The organism is Bacillus sp. MT94, assembly GCF_058792475.1.
This window is the reverse complement of sequence record NZ_JBXAEZ010000001.1, coordinates 1,000,391-1,015,832: the sequence shown is the minus strand read 5'-3', so window position 1 is coordinate 1,015,832 and position 15,442 is coordinate 1,000,391. Positions and strand designations below refer to the sequence as shown.

At 30.7% G+C, this 15,442-nt stretch carries 15 protein-coding genes and 1 other annotated feature (1 of these 16 only partly in view); of the genes, 1 reads left to right on the top strand and 14 read right to left on the bottom strand.

Annotation, left to right across the window (positions count from 1 at the left end; translation table 11 throughout):
* Positions 1–190 precede the first annotated feature (190 nt).
* Positions 191–1,066, bottom strand: a complete 876-nt coding sequence (locus AC1Q51_RS04915; RefSeq protein WP_161114298.1) for a glycerophosphodiester phosphodiesterase — start codon at positions 1,064–1,066, stop codon at positions 191–193.
* Positions 1,067–1,111: 45 nt separating this feature from the next.
* Positions 1,112–1,912: a GNAT family N-acetyltransferase gene (locus AC1Q51_RS04910; RefSeq protein ID WP_139213302.1), complete on the bottom strand. Its 801-nt coding sequence runs from the start codon at positions 1,910–1,912 to the stop codon at positions 1,112–1,114.
* A gap of 511 nt (positions 1,913–2,423) precedes the next feature.
* Between AC1Q51_RS04910 and AC1Q51_RS04905 the strand changes: the two genes are divergently transcribed.
* Positions 2,424–3,128: a hypothetical protein gene (locus AC1Q51_RS04905; protein ID WP_000035355.1), complete on the top strand. Its 705-nt coding sequence runs from the start codon at positions 2,424–2,426 to the stop codon at positions 3,126–3,128.
* 49 nt (positions 3,129–3,177) lie between these two features.
* Here AC1Q51_RS04905 and AC1Q51_RS04900 read toward each other — a convergent pair whose 3' ends face one another.
* The 12 genes from AC1Q51_RS04900 to AC1Q51_RS04845 all read right to left on the bottom strand — a co-directional run bounded on the left by AC1Q51_RS04900 (position 3,178) and on the right by AC1Q51_RS04845 (position 15,205).
* The gene (locus AC1Q51_RS04900; RefSeq protein ID WP_090977925.1) at positions 3,178–3,822 is read right to left on the bottom strand and encodes a methyltransferase family protein; all 645 of its coding nucleotides are present in this window, start codon (positions 3,820–3,822) and stop codon (positions 3,178–3,180) included.
* 22 nt (positions 3,823–3,844) lie between these two features.
* The gene (locus AC1Q51_RS04895; protein WP_492331403.1) at positions 3,845–4,642 is read right to left on the bottom strand and encodes a MerR family transcriptional regulator; all 798 of its coding nucleotides are present in this window, start codon (positions 4,640–4,642) and stop codon (positions 3,845–3,847) included.
* Between the two features lie 263 nt (positions 4,643–4,905).
* The gene (locus AC1Q51_RS04890; RefSeq protein WP_098394394.1) at positions 4,906–6,201 is read right to left on the bottom strand and encodes an MFS transporter; all 1,296 of its coding nucleotides are present in this window, start codon (positions 6,199–6,201) and stop codon (positions 4,906–4,908) included.
* 112 nt (positions 6,202–6,313) lie between these two features.
* Positions 6,314–7,537 carry a MerR family transcriptional regulator gene (locus AC1Q51_RS04885; RefSeq protein ID WP_098235447.1) on the bottom strand — a complete coding sequence of 408 codons (1,224 nt, stop codon included), beginning with the start codon at positions 7,535–7,537 and terminating at the stop codon, positions 6,314–6,316.
* A gap of 504 nt (positions 7,538–8,041) precedes the next feature.
* Positions 8,042–8,467: a DUF4879 domain-containing protein gene (locus AC1Q51_RS04880; protein ID WP_000472916.1), complete on the bottom strand. Its 426-nt coding sequence runs from the start codon at positions 8,465–8,467 to the stop codon at positions 8,042–8,044.
* Between the two features lie 440 nt (positions 8,468–8,907).
* Positions 8,908–9,333 (bottom strand): ester cyclase, encoded by a 426-nt coding sequence (locus AC1Q51_RS04875; RefSeq protein WP_053564321.1) that lies wholly within the window; start codon positions 9,331–9,333, stop codon positions 8,908–8,910.
* A 254-nt stretch (positions 9,334–9,587) separates the two neighbouring features.
* On the bottom strand, positions 9,588–10,394 hold the full coding sequence (locus AC1Q51_RS04870; protein WP_000831926.1) for a DegV family protein: 807 nt from the start codon (positions 10,392–10,394) through the stop codon (positions 9,588–9,590).
* A gap of 199 nt (positions 10,395–10,593) precedes the next feature.
* A complete protein-coding gene (locus tag AC1Q51_RS04865) occupies positions 10,594–11,100 on the bottom strand; it encodes a DUF3189 family protein (protein WP_000639421.1) in 507 nt (168 codons plus the stop codon).
* 79 nt (positions 11,101–11,179) lie between these two features.
* The gene (locus AC1Q51_RS04860; RefSeq protein ID WP_090977932.1) at positions 11,180–11,635 is read right to left on the bottom strand and encodes a CcdC protein domain-containing protein; all 456 of its coding nucleotides are present in this window, start codon (positions 11,633–11,635) and stop codon (positions 11,180–11,182) included.
* 190 nt (positions 11,636–11,825) lie between these two features.
* Positions 11,826–12,458 carry a VanZ family protein gene (locus AC1Q51_RS04855; RefSeq protein ID WP_061660852.1) on the bottom strand — a complete coding sequence of 211 codons (633 nt, stop codon included), beginning with the start codon at positions 12,456–12,458 and terminating at the stop codon, positions 11,826–11,828.
* Between the two features lie 225 nt (positions 12,459–12,683).
* The gene (locus tag AC1Q51_RS04850; RefSeq protein ID WP_305926191.1) at positions 12,684–13,709 is read right to left on the bottom strand and encodes a serine hydrolase domain-containing protein; all 1,026 of its coding nucleotides are present in this window, start codon (positions 13,707–13,709) and stop codon (positions 12,684–12,686) included.
* Between the two features lie 263 nt (positions 13,710–13,972).
* Entirely contained in the window at positions 13,973–15,205 is a 1,233-nt protein-coding gene (locus AC1Q51_RS04845; protein WP_097923833.1) for an MFS transporter, read from the bottom strand.
* A 65-nt stretch (positions 15,206–15,270) separates the two neighbouring features.
* Positions 15,271–15,442, bottom strand: a binding site (T-box leader) (it continues 87 nt past the right edge of the window).

Genomic DNA, 15,442 nt, shown 5'->3' with positions numbered 1-15,442 from the left:
TAATTCATCTAAATAGATTTACATTTCTAGCTTCAAACTTTGTAAACTGAAATCGAAGCAATAAAAAAACCGCAAGCCAGGTCTTCCAGTTGCGGTTTTTGGTATTTTCTTTTTATATGCAACATGCCATCTTACATTGATAACCCTAATATATAGGTTGTGTAAATTTCCCTTTTATGAATAACACTTCTTATTCATGACTTTTCAAATCCAATATTGAATGTAAACGATCCGGATAATTAGTAAACATCCCGTCGACTCCCCATGAAAGTAACTTTTTCATATCTTTTTCATTATTTACTGTAAATGAATGAACTTCTAATCCGTTTTTCTTTATTTTATTTACATAATCTGAATCAATATATTTGTAATTCATACCAAGACCTATGCAGTACGTTTTATACTTTTCTATCTCTAATTCTTTTAATTGAACTGCTTTTTTATAAGGTAATAATTGTACTAAGGATATATTACTATTTAAGCTATGAATCTTTTGTAGACTTTCTTCACTAAACGATTGAATAATAACTTTATCCTGTATTTCGTAGTGATTAATAATTTCTAATAATTTTTCTTCCATTCCTGGATATTCATTAGGTGATTTTGTTTCAATATAATAGTTCGCATTTTGCCCAAACGTTTCAACAATTTCTGTTAATGTTGGGACTTTAGCATTTTCAAATTCTTTCTTTGCTAAGTTCGGATGTTTTTCGTTGAAAAAAGAATCTGCATTTAGTTGCTTTATTTCTACTAATGTATGCTCTTTCACTAGCCCAGTACCATTTGTTGTACGATTTAAGGTTTCGTCATGCATTGCCACTAAATGCCCATCTTTTGTCATTTGGAGATCAATTTCTATATAATCTCCATTCATTTTTTGTCCTAATTTATATGCTGCTATTGTATGTTCAGGCGCATATGCAGAAGCACCTCTATGTGCGATATTTTTTATATGATTTGATTGATTAATAGCTTTAGTATACTTATGTTCATTTATTTTCTGAAAAACAAAGATACTTATTACTATAAAGGCACAAATTATTGTAACGAGATATATCTTTTTCATAACGATTTATAAGCTCCTATATAAAGACGATTTAACTTGAATGATTTACTCAATTAAATGTCGATTTTCCAATACAGTCATTTTGCCGATAGCTTGAAATCCCGATTTTTTATAAATATTGATTCCATCGGGTGAAGCTTGTAATACACAATACGTATTTTTAAATTTATGTGATTCTTGCAGCAGGAAATTGAACATAGCAGATCCGAACCCTTGTCCTCTCATTCCTTCTTTAGTTGCTATGTCATAAATACCAATACTATCTTTTGAACATATCAATGAACCAACAGTTACGACTTCACCTTCATATAACCCTAAAAATAATTTCATATTCTCACTGTTACATATATCAAGATTAGAAATTTGATTATAGAATGCTTGTACATGTATACCTTCTTCTGATGTGCCGAATAGATTAGCTAACGTTTCTCCAAATTTATTTATTTGTCCAGGTGAAGATGCTTGTTGAATAGTAAAACTTACTGGCATGTTTATTGTTGGGGAAATTGTTTTTAAGTCTGCTACCATCGCAATATTCTGTTCCACTTCTTTTAAACCGATTTTAATTAACTCACTTTTTATATCCCGCTCTTGCTCCTCATCCCATAACCAAACACTCATTGGAAAATTTCTTTGATAATAGTATTCTACCTCTTTATATAATTTCTCGATCCCTTCCGTTAAATTATTGTTTAGTAGAGTGATGATATTAAATGTATCGGCAGGTAATCCACAATCAACAGCAATATAATCTTTCGTTTTTTTTATACTCATTCCGGGCACAAATTGTGCAACATATGAAGTTTTAAATGCAAAGTTATCTAGTAGTAGTTGTTTATAATTCATCAATAGTTCTCCTTTTCATAAAAAGTAACACTCGAATTTTTCTATATTAAATATAACATATTAGAAATTTACCATTTTCTATAAAAAGTACCTCTTTAAATTGTGCTCTATAGTTTAAAATAATTAAAAATGATATAACGTTGTCGGAATGAAAAAAGTGGTATATAATAAATATTAACATTACTAGTAATTATTTTAGGTATTCCTAGAATAAAGGAGCGATACATATGAAAATTACTATTTATTTCGGAAGTCATGAAGATCAAGATGTTCGTACTATGGACTGTCATTTAGATGTAGAAGATACAGAAGAGATTGTTTCTGTATCATAATATAAATAGTTAGGGTAAACCCTATCCCTTACAGCGTTTAAGGCACCTTTTATAAGGTGTCTTTTTTGTTATATTTTCATCAAAAACCCTTTACTTTATAGCGTTTTAATAGTAAAATATAAATATACGAACAAACGTTCTTTTTTATTTTAAACGTACATGAAGGGATGATTTTAACAATGGCTCCATTAAAGCGCAGAGGAAGAAAAAAGCAAGCACCTATTATTTCAAATACAGGCTTTATCGGCTCTGTCTTTATTGATACATTGGAGTTACAAAAGAAATCCTATTATTTCGCTCGTAAAAAACTTCAAATTGTTCATCACGTACTAGATGGTCTCTCTGGAGCAACAAGTGCTTTATTTAAAGAACATAACATTTCAGCATACATGTCATGTGTGTATTTACATAAACAAAAGAAAATTGGTTTTGTTCTTTCAACGAAACCATTTGAACAAAGTGATGGCGTTGCTTATTTTGTAAATTATTTAATCGAAAAGAATTTTTATGGCGGCCATGATGAAGATGTAGAATATCAAGAAGTATTTAATACAGGTTTTATCGGTGTAGTATTCGCTGATTTATCTAGTATAGATCGCTTTAATTTCGAGTTTGAAATGGGTATGCTAACGAAATTAATGAAAGATATGATTATTCCGGTTAAAGAACTCTTTTTACGCCATAATGTACCGGCTTACATCTCCACTTCTCACTTAGAAGAACAAAACAAATTAGGTTTCGTTCTCTCTGTAAAGCCATATGACGAACGCGCTGAAGCAGATTTATATTTTGAGGCATATTTAAAAGAACGCGGATTATTTATTGGTGATGAAGAAGATGATATTGATAAGATTGTCATTAGAAAAACCGCTGAATTACGATAGAAAAGCGCAGGATGCTGATCCTGCGCTTTTTATAATTTATGAAACTGATTTACCAAATAAACGGTATTAATTTTTTTGTTTTCTGTTTATAGACTGTAAATTGTTCTCCATACTTTTTCTGTAAGTAACCATCAGATTTTGGAATATATTCAAAAACGAATACAAAGAACAGGCCTAGAGGTATAAATAAACTATAAATATTGCTAGCAATAAATGCTAAACCTAACACCCAAAGGCAATCCCCCAGATAATTAATATGAATCGCATATTTAAATAAACCACATGTATATAGCTTACCTTGATTTACAGGATTGTCTTTAAAGGATTTTCTAAGTAGCTCTGAAACTGTGTTTAACATACTTCCTCCTAAAAACAATATCCAACCTATTGTAAGTAATATTAAATTAGGATCCTGATTACTAGTAATCATTAAGATTGGAAAACCTAAATAATAAATTCCAAAAGCAATACTGTTCATAATGGCTTCTTGCCATGAAATCCCTCTAGGCAACCATATAAACATCATAGCCGTTAATCGTAAAGCGGTGATAATCAAAGCTATAAACAGCCCTATTGAAATGCCTGGTTTGAAATAAGTAATGAAAAGTAAGTAATACGCAATGATTAGATAGATAATCTCAGTAACTAAAATTAATATTTTTTCTTTTATTGTTGGCCGGTTTATACCATACATTGTGATACGCTCCTTCCTTTATTCATTTTATAGGAAAATAAACTTCTATGATATTATTCTCCTCCTGTGTGCTATAAGGATTCGTTTTATAAACTTCAAACGGAGCTCCATTCAGTTTATAGTTATTTTCTTCAATCCAAACGTGTAGCTTTGTATGAATAAAAGGTAATTCTTCGTAAGAACCAATAAGCGTAGCCATTGCGCAAAGACCGGGATTAAACACTTTTGTTTTATTTGTGGCTTCTGCAAGGGGAATCGCAATTTCCACATCATAATTTTCAGGTACATATTCTGAACTATGGAAAATAGCAAGTGGTTTTGCAATAGGTAATAAATTTTCAAATGAAATTTTACTAAACAACTCATTAAAGTGTGTTAGGAAATCAACGGTATTAATTTGTTTTCGCTGAGATGATATATTATAGGTTAAGTGATTTACAAGATTAATCTCAATATGATTTAAGTAACCTATGATACTTTCCTCTTCATCTAATTGTTGAATATCACGCTTTAATTTTTTTAATAAAGAAGAATAATATGTTATCTGCTGTGTTAGATTTTCTTGTTTGGTTTTCATTTTAGAGTTAAGCAATTCAGTTTTCTCCCGATTTTCTAAAATATCCTTAATTTCTTCCAGCGAAAATAAATAAGTTTTTAATCGTGTAATCAATAAAGCTATTTCTAATTGGAAAATATCATAGTAGCGATATCCATTCTTAGCGTCTATGAAAGCTGGTTTTAAAAGCCCAATTTCATCATAATAGCGCAGCGTCTTCATTGTAAGATGAGATATTTTTGAAAACTCTCCAATTGAAAGCATAACACTCACCTCCTGTAATTAATTATTTTAAATATACTGCTTCCTGTAAGGGGAAGGTCAATCAACAAAGTTAAATTTTCTTATTGTATTTAGAACGATATTCATCCCCCTCAACCTACAATTTTAAAGTAGTCTCCAAAACGAATATGTAATCTTTTCAAAATTGTTCATGGGAAATCAGCCGATTTTTTCATTTTATAGTATTTGCATTTCTTATCTTGAAAAATGTAGCAGTATCCATTATATAAATAATCTAAGATCTACTAAGCGCTATAATCTTTCGAATGAACTTCTAATATGAAACAATTCGATGAAACTTTAATTACTATTAAATATAAGATTCCCCCTACAATTGTAATCATGTAGGCTGGAATATAATTTAATAATAGACCGGATAGCGCCATTGCTATAGGAAGCATCATTTTACTTATACTTAATCCAATGCTGAGAACCCTCCCTCTATATTCATCAGGAATCTCTTTTTGCATGAAATAAGCTATAGGTATATCAATAAGCACTATAATTAGTCCTAAAAAGAACATAACAACACAATAGGTAATAACGTATACAAAATCATTTACCTCAAAACTTTTGAATAAAACTGGAATTCCTGAAATAATCATAAAAACCGCCAACATAAAGCTTAACTTTTTCAAAAGATAAGCGTAAGAAAAACGATCGGTTATCTTTTTTACTAAAATCGCACCAATTATCATGCCTACTGGAAAAGTCCCTTGAATCATACCAAATTGTTTAGAACCAAGATCGAGAACTGTATTAATAATGTATGGCAATGGAACAGTTACAGCAAACCCTAAGAAGAAATTAAGTGAAATTAAAATACTGAACGTATTTTTTAAGCTTTTCCGCTCCATTAAGTAAGAGTATCCCTCCTTTATATCTTCAATAAAATTAATTTTTCTAATTGAACATTCCTCATTTATGTTTTGCTCAAACAATTTAAAGTTAATAAATAATATGGAAATAGCCGAAAGGATAAATGAAATACCGTTTATAATTATAAAAATTTTAATATCAAAGACTGCAAAAACAATACCACCTAACATAGGACCTAGAATTAAAGATATAGAATCGATAATTTTACTTATAGAGTTAATACTCATTAGCCTCTCTTTGGAGACGATATTTGGTTTTGCAGCTTCTAATCCTATTCCAAAAAATGTTGTAAATATCGTTATAAGAAAGGTAGTAGCATAAATGGTAAATAAGTCTAATCCATAATTACTGCTAAATATATAAACAGTAATTAATAAGCTTCCACTTAGTAAATCCATACAAATGACCAATTTCTTTTTATCAACTTTATCTGCAATTACACCAGCAAATGGATTCATAACAATCATCGGAATAGTTCCTAAAATAAGCGTAATGGCAAAATTTAATGCTGATCCGGTTATATGTAAAACATATAATCCTAATGCAAAACTATAAATAGAGCTACCAAATATTGATACTGTTTTCCCGAATGAATAGAGACACATATTTCTTAGTTCTTGGTTTCTTTTTTTATTTTCTATATGTAATCGTAAACTTCCCATCACTTTTCCCCCTACCTAACTTTGTGTTACGTACATTGTAAGTTCTTGGGTCAACCCAATAGCAATATGTACTATTTGAAAAGTTTTAAGGGGAAATAAATAAAAGATGGGGTTAACCCCATCTTTTTCCGAAAAATGAATATGTATAAATTTCTTCTCCTTGAACAAAGAAATCCTCGTACCTTCCCCCTCGTATCAAATAATTTGAAGTACTTTCATCAATAGATTGAAACTGTAAATTTTCGATTTCTTTTGTTACTTTTGCAGATGTAAAATTCTCTCTGAGTCTAGGTGCAATTTGGCTATTTATGCTGAATTTATTAAATAAAATAAATGAACTTAATAAATAACAATTGTGTTTAAAAAGGGAATTTAATTCACACAATAAGAACTCCTCATATTCAAAACTATAATTACTTGTACCTGATTGATCAATTACAATATCAACAGAATTATTCTGAATAGGTATGTTTAGAAAGTCGGCACAGATAAATACAATATTTCTTTTCACATTTCTTCTCTCAATTACATCTTTTAAAAGTAAAAGTTTATTCAAATCTCGATCAACAGCAATATATAAACACTCTTCCGGTAGTTCTTCATAAATATTTCGTAAAAAGAACCCAATACCAGACCCTAAATCAAGTAGTATTTTTTCATTTAAATCTAATTGCATTAGTTTCTTTTTCGCCCATTCCCCTCCTCTTTGAACATTTTCCAAAAAAGCAGTATCAGTTTCATGAATATAATCCGAAATAGAATCTTCAAGTGATTTCTTTTCATACGCTTTCACTGAGTTGCCAGCTGTTAAAACCCCTGAAATAATCGTGTATTCTTCACCACAATTACAAGTTAACTTTCCCTCAATAATTTGATTCTTATTAATAATGCCATCTTCAAGAATTAAATTTCCGTTACACTTAACACATTTAAATAAATGAAGTACTTTTAAATCTATCCCTAAAATTGAACTCGAAATTTCAGTTTCTATAGATAAATTATGTAACGCTTCCTTTAATTTGCATTTTCGTTCCTCTAAAGTTTTTATTTCTTGTTCAATCTTTTCATATTTTACTTTAAATAAAGATTGATAAAAATTATCCTTTTCATAGTCTAAGGATTTCCCTAAATTTTTATAAAGAAACAGTTCTTTAATTTCATACAAGCTAAACCCTAGCCATTTGTACTCTAATATAAGTTCTATATCCTTCTGACAATACTCGTCAAAAAAATAGTGACTTCCTTTTTTCTCGGGAATAACGAGTCCGAGGTCCATATAATGTCTAATCGTATCTACACTTACATTATTTACTTCTGCAAACTTACTGATTTTCATCCTAATCACTACCATTTATATATTTGTTTATACATACTTCTTTATTATTTTAAAAAATCCTTTCATCTCCCTATACAAAATTATTTATGCTATGAAAAAGATGTAATTAATTTTAAAGTTCCGCCACATACCCATTAAGCTAAGCTTATATAAGTTTAGCTACTCTTTTTTAATCTTAAATTTAAAAAAGAGTAGCAGGTAGTACGTTTATGTCTATATATCTAAAAACTGTGAGTTCATGGATGAATTTAAAACTGCGGCGTAAGTACTGCAGTTTCTCCCTTTTTCATTGAGTTGAAATATGTAAAGTTTCGTACTTTAACTGTAGCGGACTTGTACTACGCGTTCATATTAATTTTATAGACGTTTAAGGATTTTGTTTTATGGTAAGTATTTTTGCTGTGAAATCAGGATTGTAAATATAGATGAACGTGATTCAAATCAAAAAAAGGTACTCCTAGAAGTACCTTTTTTACTATTCTACATGTGCGAACGCTTTCAAAATTATTGGATATAAATTGATGTACGCATTGTATTAAATGGTGCATTTATAGATGTCTTTTGGTACTCAAAAGTTCCTTGTTGGTGTCCAGAAGCATCCCATTTATAATACCAGCCAACGATTGGTCTTCCGCCAATTATAGTGGAATCAATACTTTTTACATTAGAACCATTCATTTTAGCAAATGGGTTTTGGCCATAGCCCATTTCTTTCGTTGTAATATATAAGTATTTTCCCCCGTGGTTACGCGATGTGCTGAAGCTGTTCTGATTAATTGTTTCTACCCCGCCTAGCTCAGACTCTACTTGTACGACGTTTAGTGAAGTAAGTGGTGCTGCTGGTCCAGCTGAAGCTTCTGTTGCCATTCCTAATCCGACGAACGCTGTGATTGCTAACGATGAAATCCCTAGTGCTGCTTTTTTAAACATAAAAAACATCCCCTTCCATCTATTGTTTTCTCTTTCATTTTCAATATAATCCTAATAACCTTATATGTAAATAGATTGTAGCTGTATAAATATTAGTGCGAATATTCTATTATATATTTCTACAATTTATTATTTTCATTATTAACTAGCGTATACCGAATTTAAACCATATGAACCATTGTCGCTATTTTTTTGGTTCATAAACAGATGCCTATATTTCTTGTTACTGTATAATAATGTTACATCAAACTGATGTCAGTACACATAGAAACAATAAAAGAGAGCATATTTTAAAAGATTTATTAAAACAAGCTCTCTTTTTATTAATTTGAATGAATCTTTCAGTAAAAAAGTACATTGATTTGTATCCTTTATGTAACAGAAATAATCGTTTTAAAAATCTTGTTTTTATGCTTTTTCCTATTATTCTTAAAGATAATTTATTGAATATTTTTATTGTATTCTAATTGATTTTGAATTCCTGATCTATCAATTTGAATCCAATACTCTGAAATTTTCCCGTTTTCTATTCTATACACTGCACTTGCTATTTGAATTATAGGGAGACCTGTAGGTTCATACCCATCTATTTCTCCTATGTGTGTACCTACTTGTTTCCAGCGTACATATACTTTACTATCTTGTACTAATAATTCTTGAATTTCTAAAGAGAAATTCCCATATACTTCAACCATCTCTCTTACATGCTCAGCGTAATCTTTTGGCGATCTATATACTGTTTGTTCCTCTTCAGATATAACTTGATGTGCCAATACTTTATCTGCCATATATCGATTTGAAAAATCCGGATTACTCCCTGAACGCACTTCTTTAAAGAAATTTCTGATAATTATTTCTGGTTTCATTAAACATCCCCCTTAAAAATAAATCCAATACTAATAACCCCTGAATGTATCGGATAAGTGTTATATTTTCATTCTCACTCTTTCTCAATAAGTATGTCAAGTTTGAAGTGTTGACATTAAAAATTGTAAATTTGCATAGGGTTAGCTGAGCAATGGTTTAAAAATGCAATATTACTAAGTTCGATGGAGATATGTCGAGATCCCATTTTGTTTTAATTAAATAAAAAACCCGTGAATAATTCACGGGTTTTACTTTAATAACTAATTGCTATTGTACCTTCACCTGCATGAACCGCAAATGAAATTGGTAATGGATATAATTTGAAATCCATTTCAGGGAATGCTTGTCTAATATCTGCAATCCATTCTTCGGCTCCATCTTTATCATTAGCATGGAACATATGAAGTACTTTTGGTAATTCTTTTTCAAGTTCATTTTTAATATATTCTCGACATTTTTGGATTTTACGAACTTTCTTTTCAAGTAAAAGCTCTCCACCTTTTACTTCTAATATTAAGTTAACACTTAATAAACTTCCAAGTAAAAATTGAATGCCCTTTACACGACCACTTGCATAAAGGCCTTTTAAACTTTTCGGGAATACGTGGAAAGGTCTTCTTTTTTCATCTACTAATGTTTTGTGTATATCTTGTAAAGTCATACCATCATTGTATAACGATTTCGCTTTTCTAATTAGTTCATCCATTGGATAACTTGTTGTTTCACTGTCTAATACCGTTAATGGAAAACCTGCCATTTCTGCAGCTAGCTTCATATTTTGATAGGTTCCACTTACTTTTCCGCTAATAGCAACTGCAAATCCTTCTTCATATTCTTCTTTGCATTTCGTAAATAACTCTACCATTTCCCCAATATTAGGTTGTGAAGTAGTGACTGTTTTACCTTCGTTTAACGCATTATAAACACGTTCACGTACACCTTCTTCACAATCTTTGTACGACATTCCATCAATAATAACTTCGATTGGGATAACAAAGTTATCTCCTTCTGTTTTTAAATTCGCAGTTGTACTATCAGTAATCCAAGCAACACGCTTCATGTTGTTCCTCCCTTAATTCAATTCCTCTTTTCTAATTTTTCTATATATTTATGTTATAAAAAGAGAATATCCCTGTAATAGTAACAGGACTTTATTGTTTTGGCTATAGTAGATGTATATTAAATGTGACTATTTCTTGTCTATTTCACAAATAAAAAAGAAAATCAAGGAATTTGCTCGATTTTCTTCTTATCATATACTATTTAAAAGTTTCATTATCTAAAATTACAACATAATCATTCGTTAATCTTCCAGCTTCTTTTGTATAACTAACAAGCCTTTGTATATTATCACAGCAAATTTTTGCTCCCCATACGAGTAACGGTACGCCAATAAAATCGATATGGAACCTTCTAGAAAACAGACCACCAAAAGTCATTGGTAAAGGTACAGTTGGTGATGTATTAGAAAAAATAATTTTTTCATGACTTTGATAATGTTTTTGCAAGATTTCTCCTAAATGCTTCATCGCAGGTACAACAACTTTTGACGCGCCACATCCAATCGTATATACAGGATGACCATGTTCATCAATTCCATGAAAAATAATTTTTCCCATATCTTCTGTTTTCAATTTATTAAAGTAATCTACATTCAAAATTTCTTCTTTCGTTAACTTACGATCCGTTGGTAATTTATTTAAATGATACGCTGCAGCAAGTGAAGTTGTATGAGTACCGCCGAAGTCTGTGTAAATGTATATCATATTATCATCCCTTGTTGTAAAAGTTCAATGTTAATTAGTATTACCGTTCTTAGCAATGTTAAACAAGGGATGAATGTATTTACGCTTTTTGTGTTAATTCATTATATTTTTTCCAAATATAATAACGTCTACTAATCACGGTGCCTAATGTAATACATAAAAAGGCGTTTGTTACAACCATTAATGTCTGGTGTGTACTACCAGAAAACATACTTTGTTTAATTATAATTTTTGCTCCTAAAATAATAAGAAGGATTATTGTACTTACCCAATTTCCTTTTCGTAGTACATGACCTGTTTCACTATCTACTCGAAATGTTAAAGCTCTTCCTCGTATAATTCCAAGACCTAAGCCGATTCCAAGCATTACAACAAACAGTAGTCCTTGCAGCAAAGTTATTTGTCCCATATGAATAATGGACTGGATTGTTACAAAGCACAACAAAGCCGGAATGAGACAAATACGGTTTATTTTCACTTTTCGTTCTTTACTTTGCATCAAAACAATAATAAGAACAACAAGTAAAATATCCATTTAGAATCCTCCTATAAACTTGTTTATCTTTAAAAATTATATTCTCCTCTTTTCATTCCATACTTGAAATACGATAGCTACTTTCAAGTGTAAGATGGAAAATGTGATTTCTCATCAGCCTTAAGCATTATTTATAAAAATAAAAAGACGTACTTTTTACTCGTACGCCTTTAATAACTCGTTTAAACTCCTATTTATCAACTAATTCCACACCTTTAGAATTAGTTTTACCCAACACTCGAATGTTAAATTTATTAATGGCTTTTAAAAAGATATTATAAATAGAATATCCAATAATAGAACCTATAACATTACAGATCACATCATCAATATCAGTAATACGTCCCACTCCACTAAATAAAGACTGAATTAATTGTAGCAATTCAATACTAACTGATATAGTAAATCCCAATAAAATAGTATTTTTGAACTTTTTATATTTATCCCATAAAATTGGTGCTAAAAATCCTAAAGGCATTAATAATAAAATATTCCCGCCTACATTTCTTACAATTAGACCAATCATAAATAGGGCATCCCCATCATAAGCACTACCAATTTGATTGATGTCTTTAATAATTGATGCAAATGGAATTATATTGACCGAGCGATTCAGATTTTCAATATTAGAAGGAAAACCGATTGGTAAAGGGAATAAAGTTACTGCAACAACCATACAAATGTAGACCACGAATAAAAAACTTATTATTTCTTTCCACCAAATCATATGTTTTTTATTTTTTGTACCAATTAATATTCCACGTACAATTAAATAACAAATAACCCCTAAAATAATAAACAAACTACCGTTGATCATATACAAATTGTTAACACATCCTTTCATATGAATTAATAATTTAAATTTACAATTATATAGTAATGTTTTTTAATTTAAAAATCCATATAAACATATGTAATTGTGCAGAATTACAAAAACCCCTTATTTAATAAATAAAGGGTTCCTCGTTAACTAAAATATTTTTCAGAACAGAAACAATCATAAACCCGTTTAAATTATTTTCGTATCTCTTCTTTTATATCCATATAATTAAAAAGCTCTTTCTATTTCTGTCATTAATTTTTCAGGTCCTGCCCCTTTATTCGATGGAATAACTAAAGTGATTCCTAATTCTGGATATATGGCCGAGCGAAAACTGACGCCTGGATCATATCCCATTACATGATATTTGAATACCTTGTTTTCTCGTGTTTCAATCCATATTCCATATCCGTAAGACTGTTTATCATTTACATGAATGTGGGGAGTTAAAAGTAACTTTGTATATTCCTTTCCTAAAATTTCATTATTAAATAGTGCCGCCCAAAATTTCAACATGTCTGGTGCAGTAACATATGCACCTCCATCAGCCCCTCCTTTTATTGGTATAGAGTAAGCGTTTGTTCTCCAATTTTGGTTGGTTTCGTCCTTTATATATCCTAGAGCTGTATGTCTTGGTAATTTATCTAACGAAAAATAGCCAGAATCATTCATGCCAATCGAATTAAAAATGTTTGTTTCTATATACTCCGTAAATTTAAGTCCCGTCTGTTCTTCTATTATTAATCCAAGTATGATAAAACCTGCGTTGTTGTAGTGAAACTTACTCCCAGGTGTAAACATCATATTACTGTTTTGGAATAATGGTAAGAAGTCTTTTAAGCTCTTTAATAGATACATAGGTGTTTGTTTCCAAAGATCCTCGAAGTTATCCATAATACTTTCATCAAAATAATCTGGTATACCAGAGCTATGCGTTAGTAGTTGATGTATTGTAATATCTTCATCGAAGTTTGGAAGTTTTATCTCTAGACAATCCTTTAATTTTGTATGAAAAGAAATAACACCTTTTTCAACAATTTGACAGATGCCAATTGCAGTGAAAATTTTACATCCTGAAGCAATGCCAAATCTTGTTTGTATCGTATTGTTTATACATTCACTTTGGTTTGCGTAACCCATTGCTTTTTCATAGATTAAGTCTTTTTCTTTTTTTACTAAAACTACCCCAGAGAAATCTATTTTCTTTTGTATTTCTTTTACAATTTTATTAATTTCATCTTTTGTTTTTATCACGACAACCACCCTTGTCTTTCGGTATTGTTCTTTACCCTTATTAATTTTTCCATATAAAGGGGAAAGAACCCTTTTATTAAATACGATAAATTGTTAATGAGAACACAAAGTTCATTTCGAATGTATGCCGCTATTTGTGGGCAGTAGGACCCCCATCTCAAAATTCAGCGAAAGCAAAGAAGTTAAGTGGGGACCCTGCTGCCCGTAAAAGCCCGATTGGTGAGGGCTGATAATCAGTGGGGGATGCCCCCCTGATTAAAGTTTCACTTTATTGATTCAGTAGAATACAACTTAGATTGTGATGGGAATAAAGTAAACACACACAAGACGATAGTAATAAATAACATGATTAATGAACCTACAATAACTACAAGTTGTATAGAAATGAACTGAGTCGCAACACCAGATAATATTGTAATAAAGATTGTTACTAACGCAATAACAAGTCCATATATACTTCCGATCCGTCCCATTATATGAACGGGAACGTTATTTTGGTAAAACGTATAAAAGCCTGTATTTGCATATGCCATAGAGAAAGATAAAATAAAGAATCCAATAGCAGCTATTAAAAATATATTTGAAAAAGCATAAATTAAATAACCAATTGCGATGAATAATGATCCTATTCCAATTAGAAATGAAGGTGCTAATTTCTTTGACAAAATTGTATTTGTTATGGCACCTAAAATAAATCCTGCACCAGCTATACTAACTAGAAAACCATATTCACTATCTGTTAGTAGTAATACCTCTTTCGCAAACGATAGTTCAAGTGAATCAGTAGCAGTTGCTAATACGAACATACTTTGAAATAAGAAATACACACATACGACATACACATGTTTTCTACTAAAATTTATAACAGTGTTCCAATCTTTTTTTAATACTGTAAGAGATAATGTATTACTTGTTGTATCCGAAGCTTCTTTCTTATCAAGATTAGGTAAAAGTAATGTAATGAATCCTGATAAGAGAAATGCTATAGCATTCATATATATAGCAAACTCTGGTGTACCTGCAATTAATAATCCCCCCGCTACTGCTGGTCCAATTAATGATGCACCAGATCCTATTAAAGTACGTAATGAGTTGAAACGTTGTCTTTGCTCTACTGGAATTAATTTCGTCATATACGTCATAGCAGTTGGCTCATAAATTGCACTGGCCATACTTATAAAGAATACGAATACATAAACAATCCAAAGTGACGGAAGTAAAGGTAAAATAGCGATAAATAACGCACGATATATATCGAGGTGAATCATTAATTTCCGTTTATTTAAACGATCAATCATACTCCCAGACCAAGCGTTTGTAAATAAAGTGGCTAATGGTTTTATTACATATAAAGTAGCGACAGCTAAGGCTGAGCCACCCATATGATAGACAAGTACATTCAGTGCTATTAAGTAAATCCATGCCCCTAAATTCGCAATACCAACACCGGACAGTAGTAATAAAGGATATTTCCAATCTTTAAGAAAATTTTTCATTTTTGGCCCCCGCTTTCAAAATTGTTTTACAACAATAAAAAAATCCCACCCCCAAGACTTTTAATCTTAGGGACGAGATTTATCATCGCGGTGCCACCCTAGTTTGTTAATATGTCACCATACTAACCTTATCAGGTACTGCATTCTAATTCATGCTTATACCATAGCTCTATAACGGGAGCTCCCGTCACACCATCCCCTAATAATAGGTTCCGATGTGCTGCTCAGAGGCTTGGT

Excerpts from the sequence above, each read along its gene's own strand:
- AC1Q51_RS04915 (WP_161114298.1), bottom strand. The coding sequence starts at position 1,066 with ATGAAAAAGATATATCTCGTTACAATAATTTGTGCCTTTATAGTAATA.
- AC1Q51_RS04910 (WP_139213302.1), bottom strand. The coding sequence starts at position 1,912 with ATGAATTATAAACAACTACTACTAGATAACTTTGCATTTAAAACTTCA.
- AC1Q51_RS04905 (WP_000035355.1), top strand. The coding sequence starts at position 2,424 with ATGGCTCCATTAAAGCGCAGAGGAAGAAAAAAGCAAGCACCTATTATT.
- AC1Q51_RS04900 (WP_090977925.1), bottom strand. The coding sequence starts at position 3,822 with ATGTATGGTATAAACCGGCCAACAATAAAAGAAAAAATATTAATTTTA.
- AC1Q51_RS04895 (WP_492331403.1), bottom strand. The coding sequence starts at position 4,642 with ATGCTTTCAATTGGAGAGTTTTCAAAAATATCTCATCTTACAATGAAG.
- AC1Q51_RS04890 (WP_098394394.1), bottom strand. The coding sequence starts at position 6,201 with ATGGGAAGTTTACGATTACATATAGAAAATAAAAAAAGAAACCAAGAA.
- AC1Q51_RS04885 (WP_098235447.1), bottom strand. The coding sequence starts at position 7,537 with ATGAAAATCAGTAAGTTTGCAGAAGTAAATAATGTAAGTGTAGATACG.
- AC1Q51_RS04880 (WP_000472916.1), bottom strand. The coding sequence starts at position 8,467 with ATGTTTAAAAAAGCAGCACTAGGGATTTCATCGTTAGCAATCACAGCG.
- AC1Q51_RS04875 (WP_053564321.1), bottom strand. The coding sequence starts at position 9,333 with ATGAAACCAGAAATAATTATCAGAAATTTCTTTAAAGAAGTGCGTTCA.
- AC1Q51_RS04870 (WP_000831926.1), bottom strand. The coding sequence starts at position 10,394 with ATGAAGCGTGTTGCTTGGATTACTGATAGTACAACTGCGAATTTAAAA.
- AC1Q51_RS04865 (WP_000639421.1), bottom strand. The coding sequence starts at position 11,100 with ATGATATACATTTACACAGACTTCGGCGGTACTCATACAACTTCACTT.
- AC1Q51_RS04860 (WP_090977932.1), bottom strand. The coding sequence starts at position 11,635 with ATGGATATTTTACTTGTTGTTCTTATTATTGTTTTGATGCAAAGTAAA.
- AC1Q51_RS04845 (WP_097923833.1), bottom strand. The coding sequence starts at position 15,205 with ATGAAAAATTTTCTTAAAGATTGGAAATATCCTTTATTACTACTGTCC.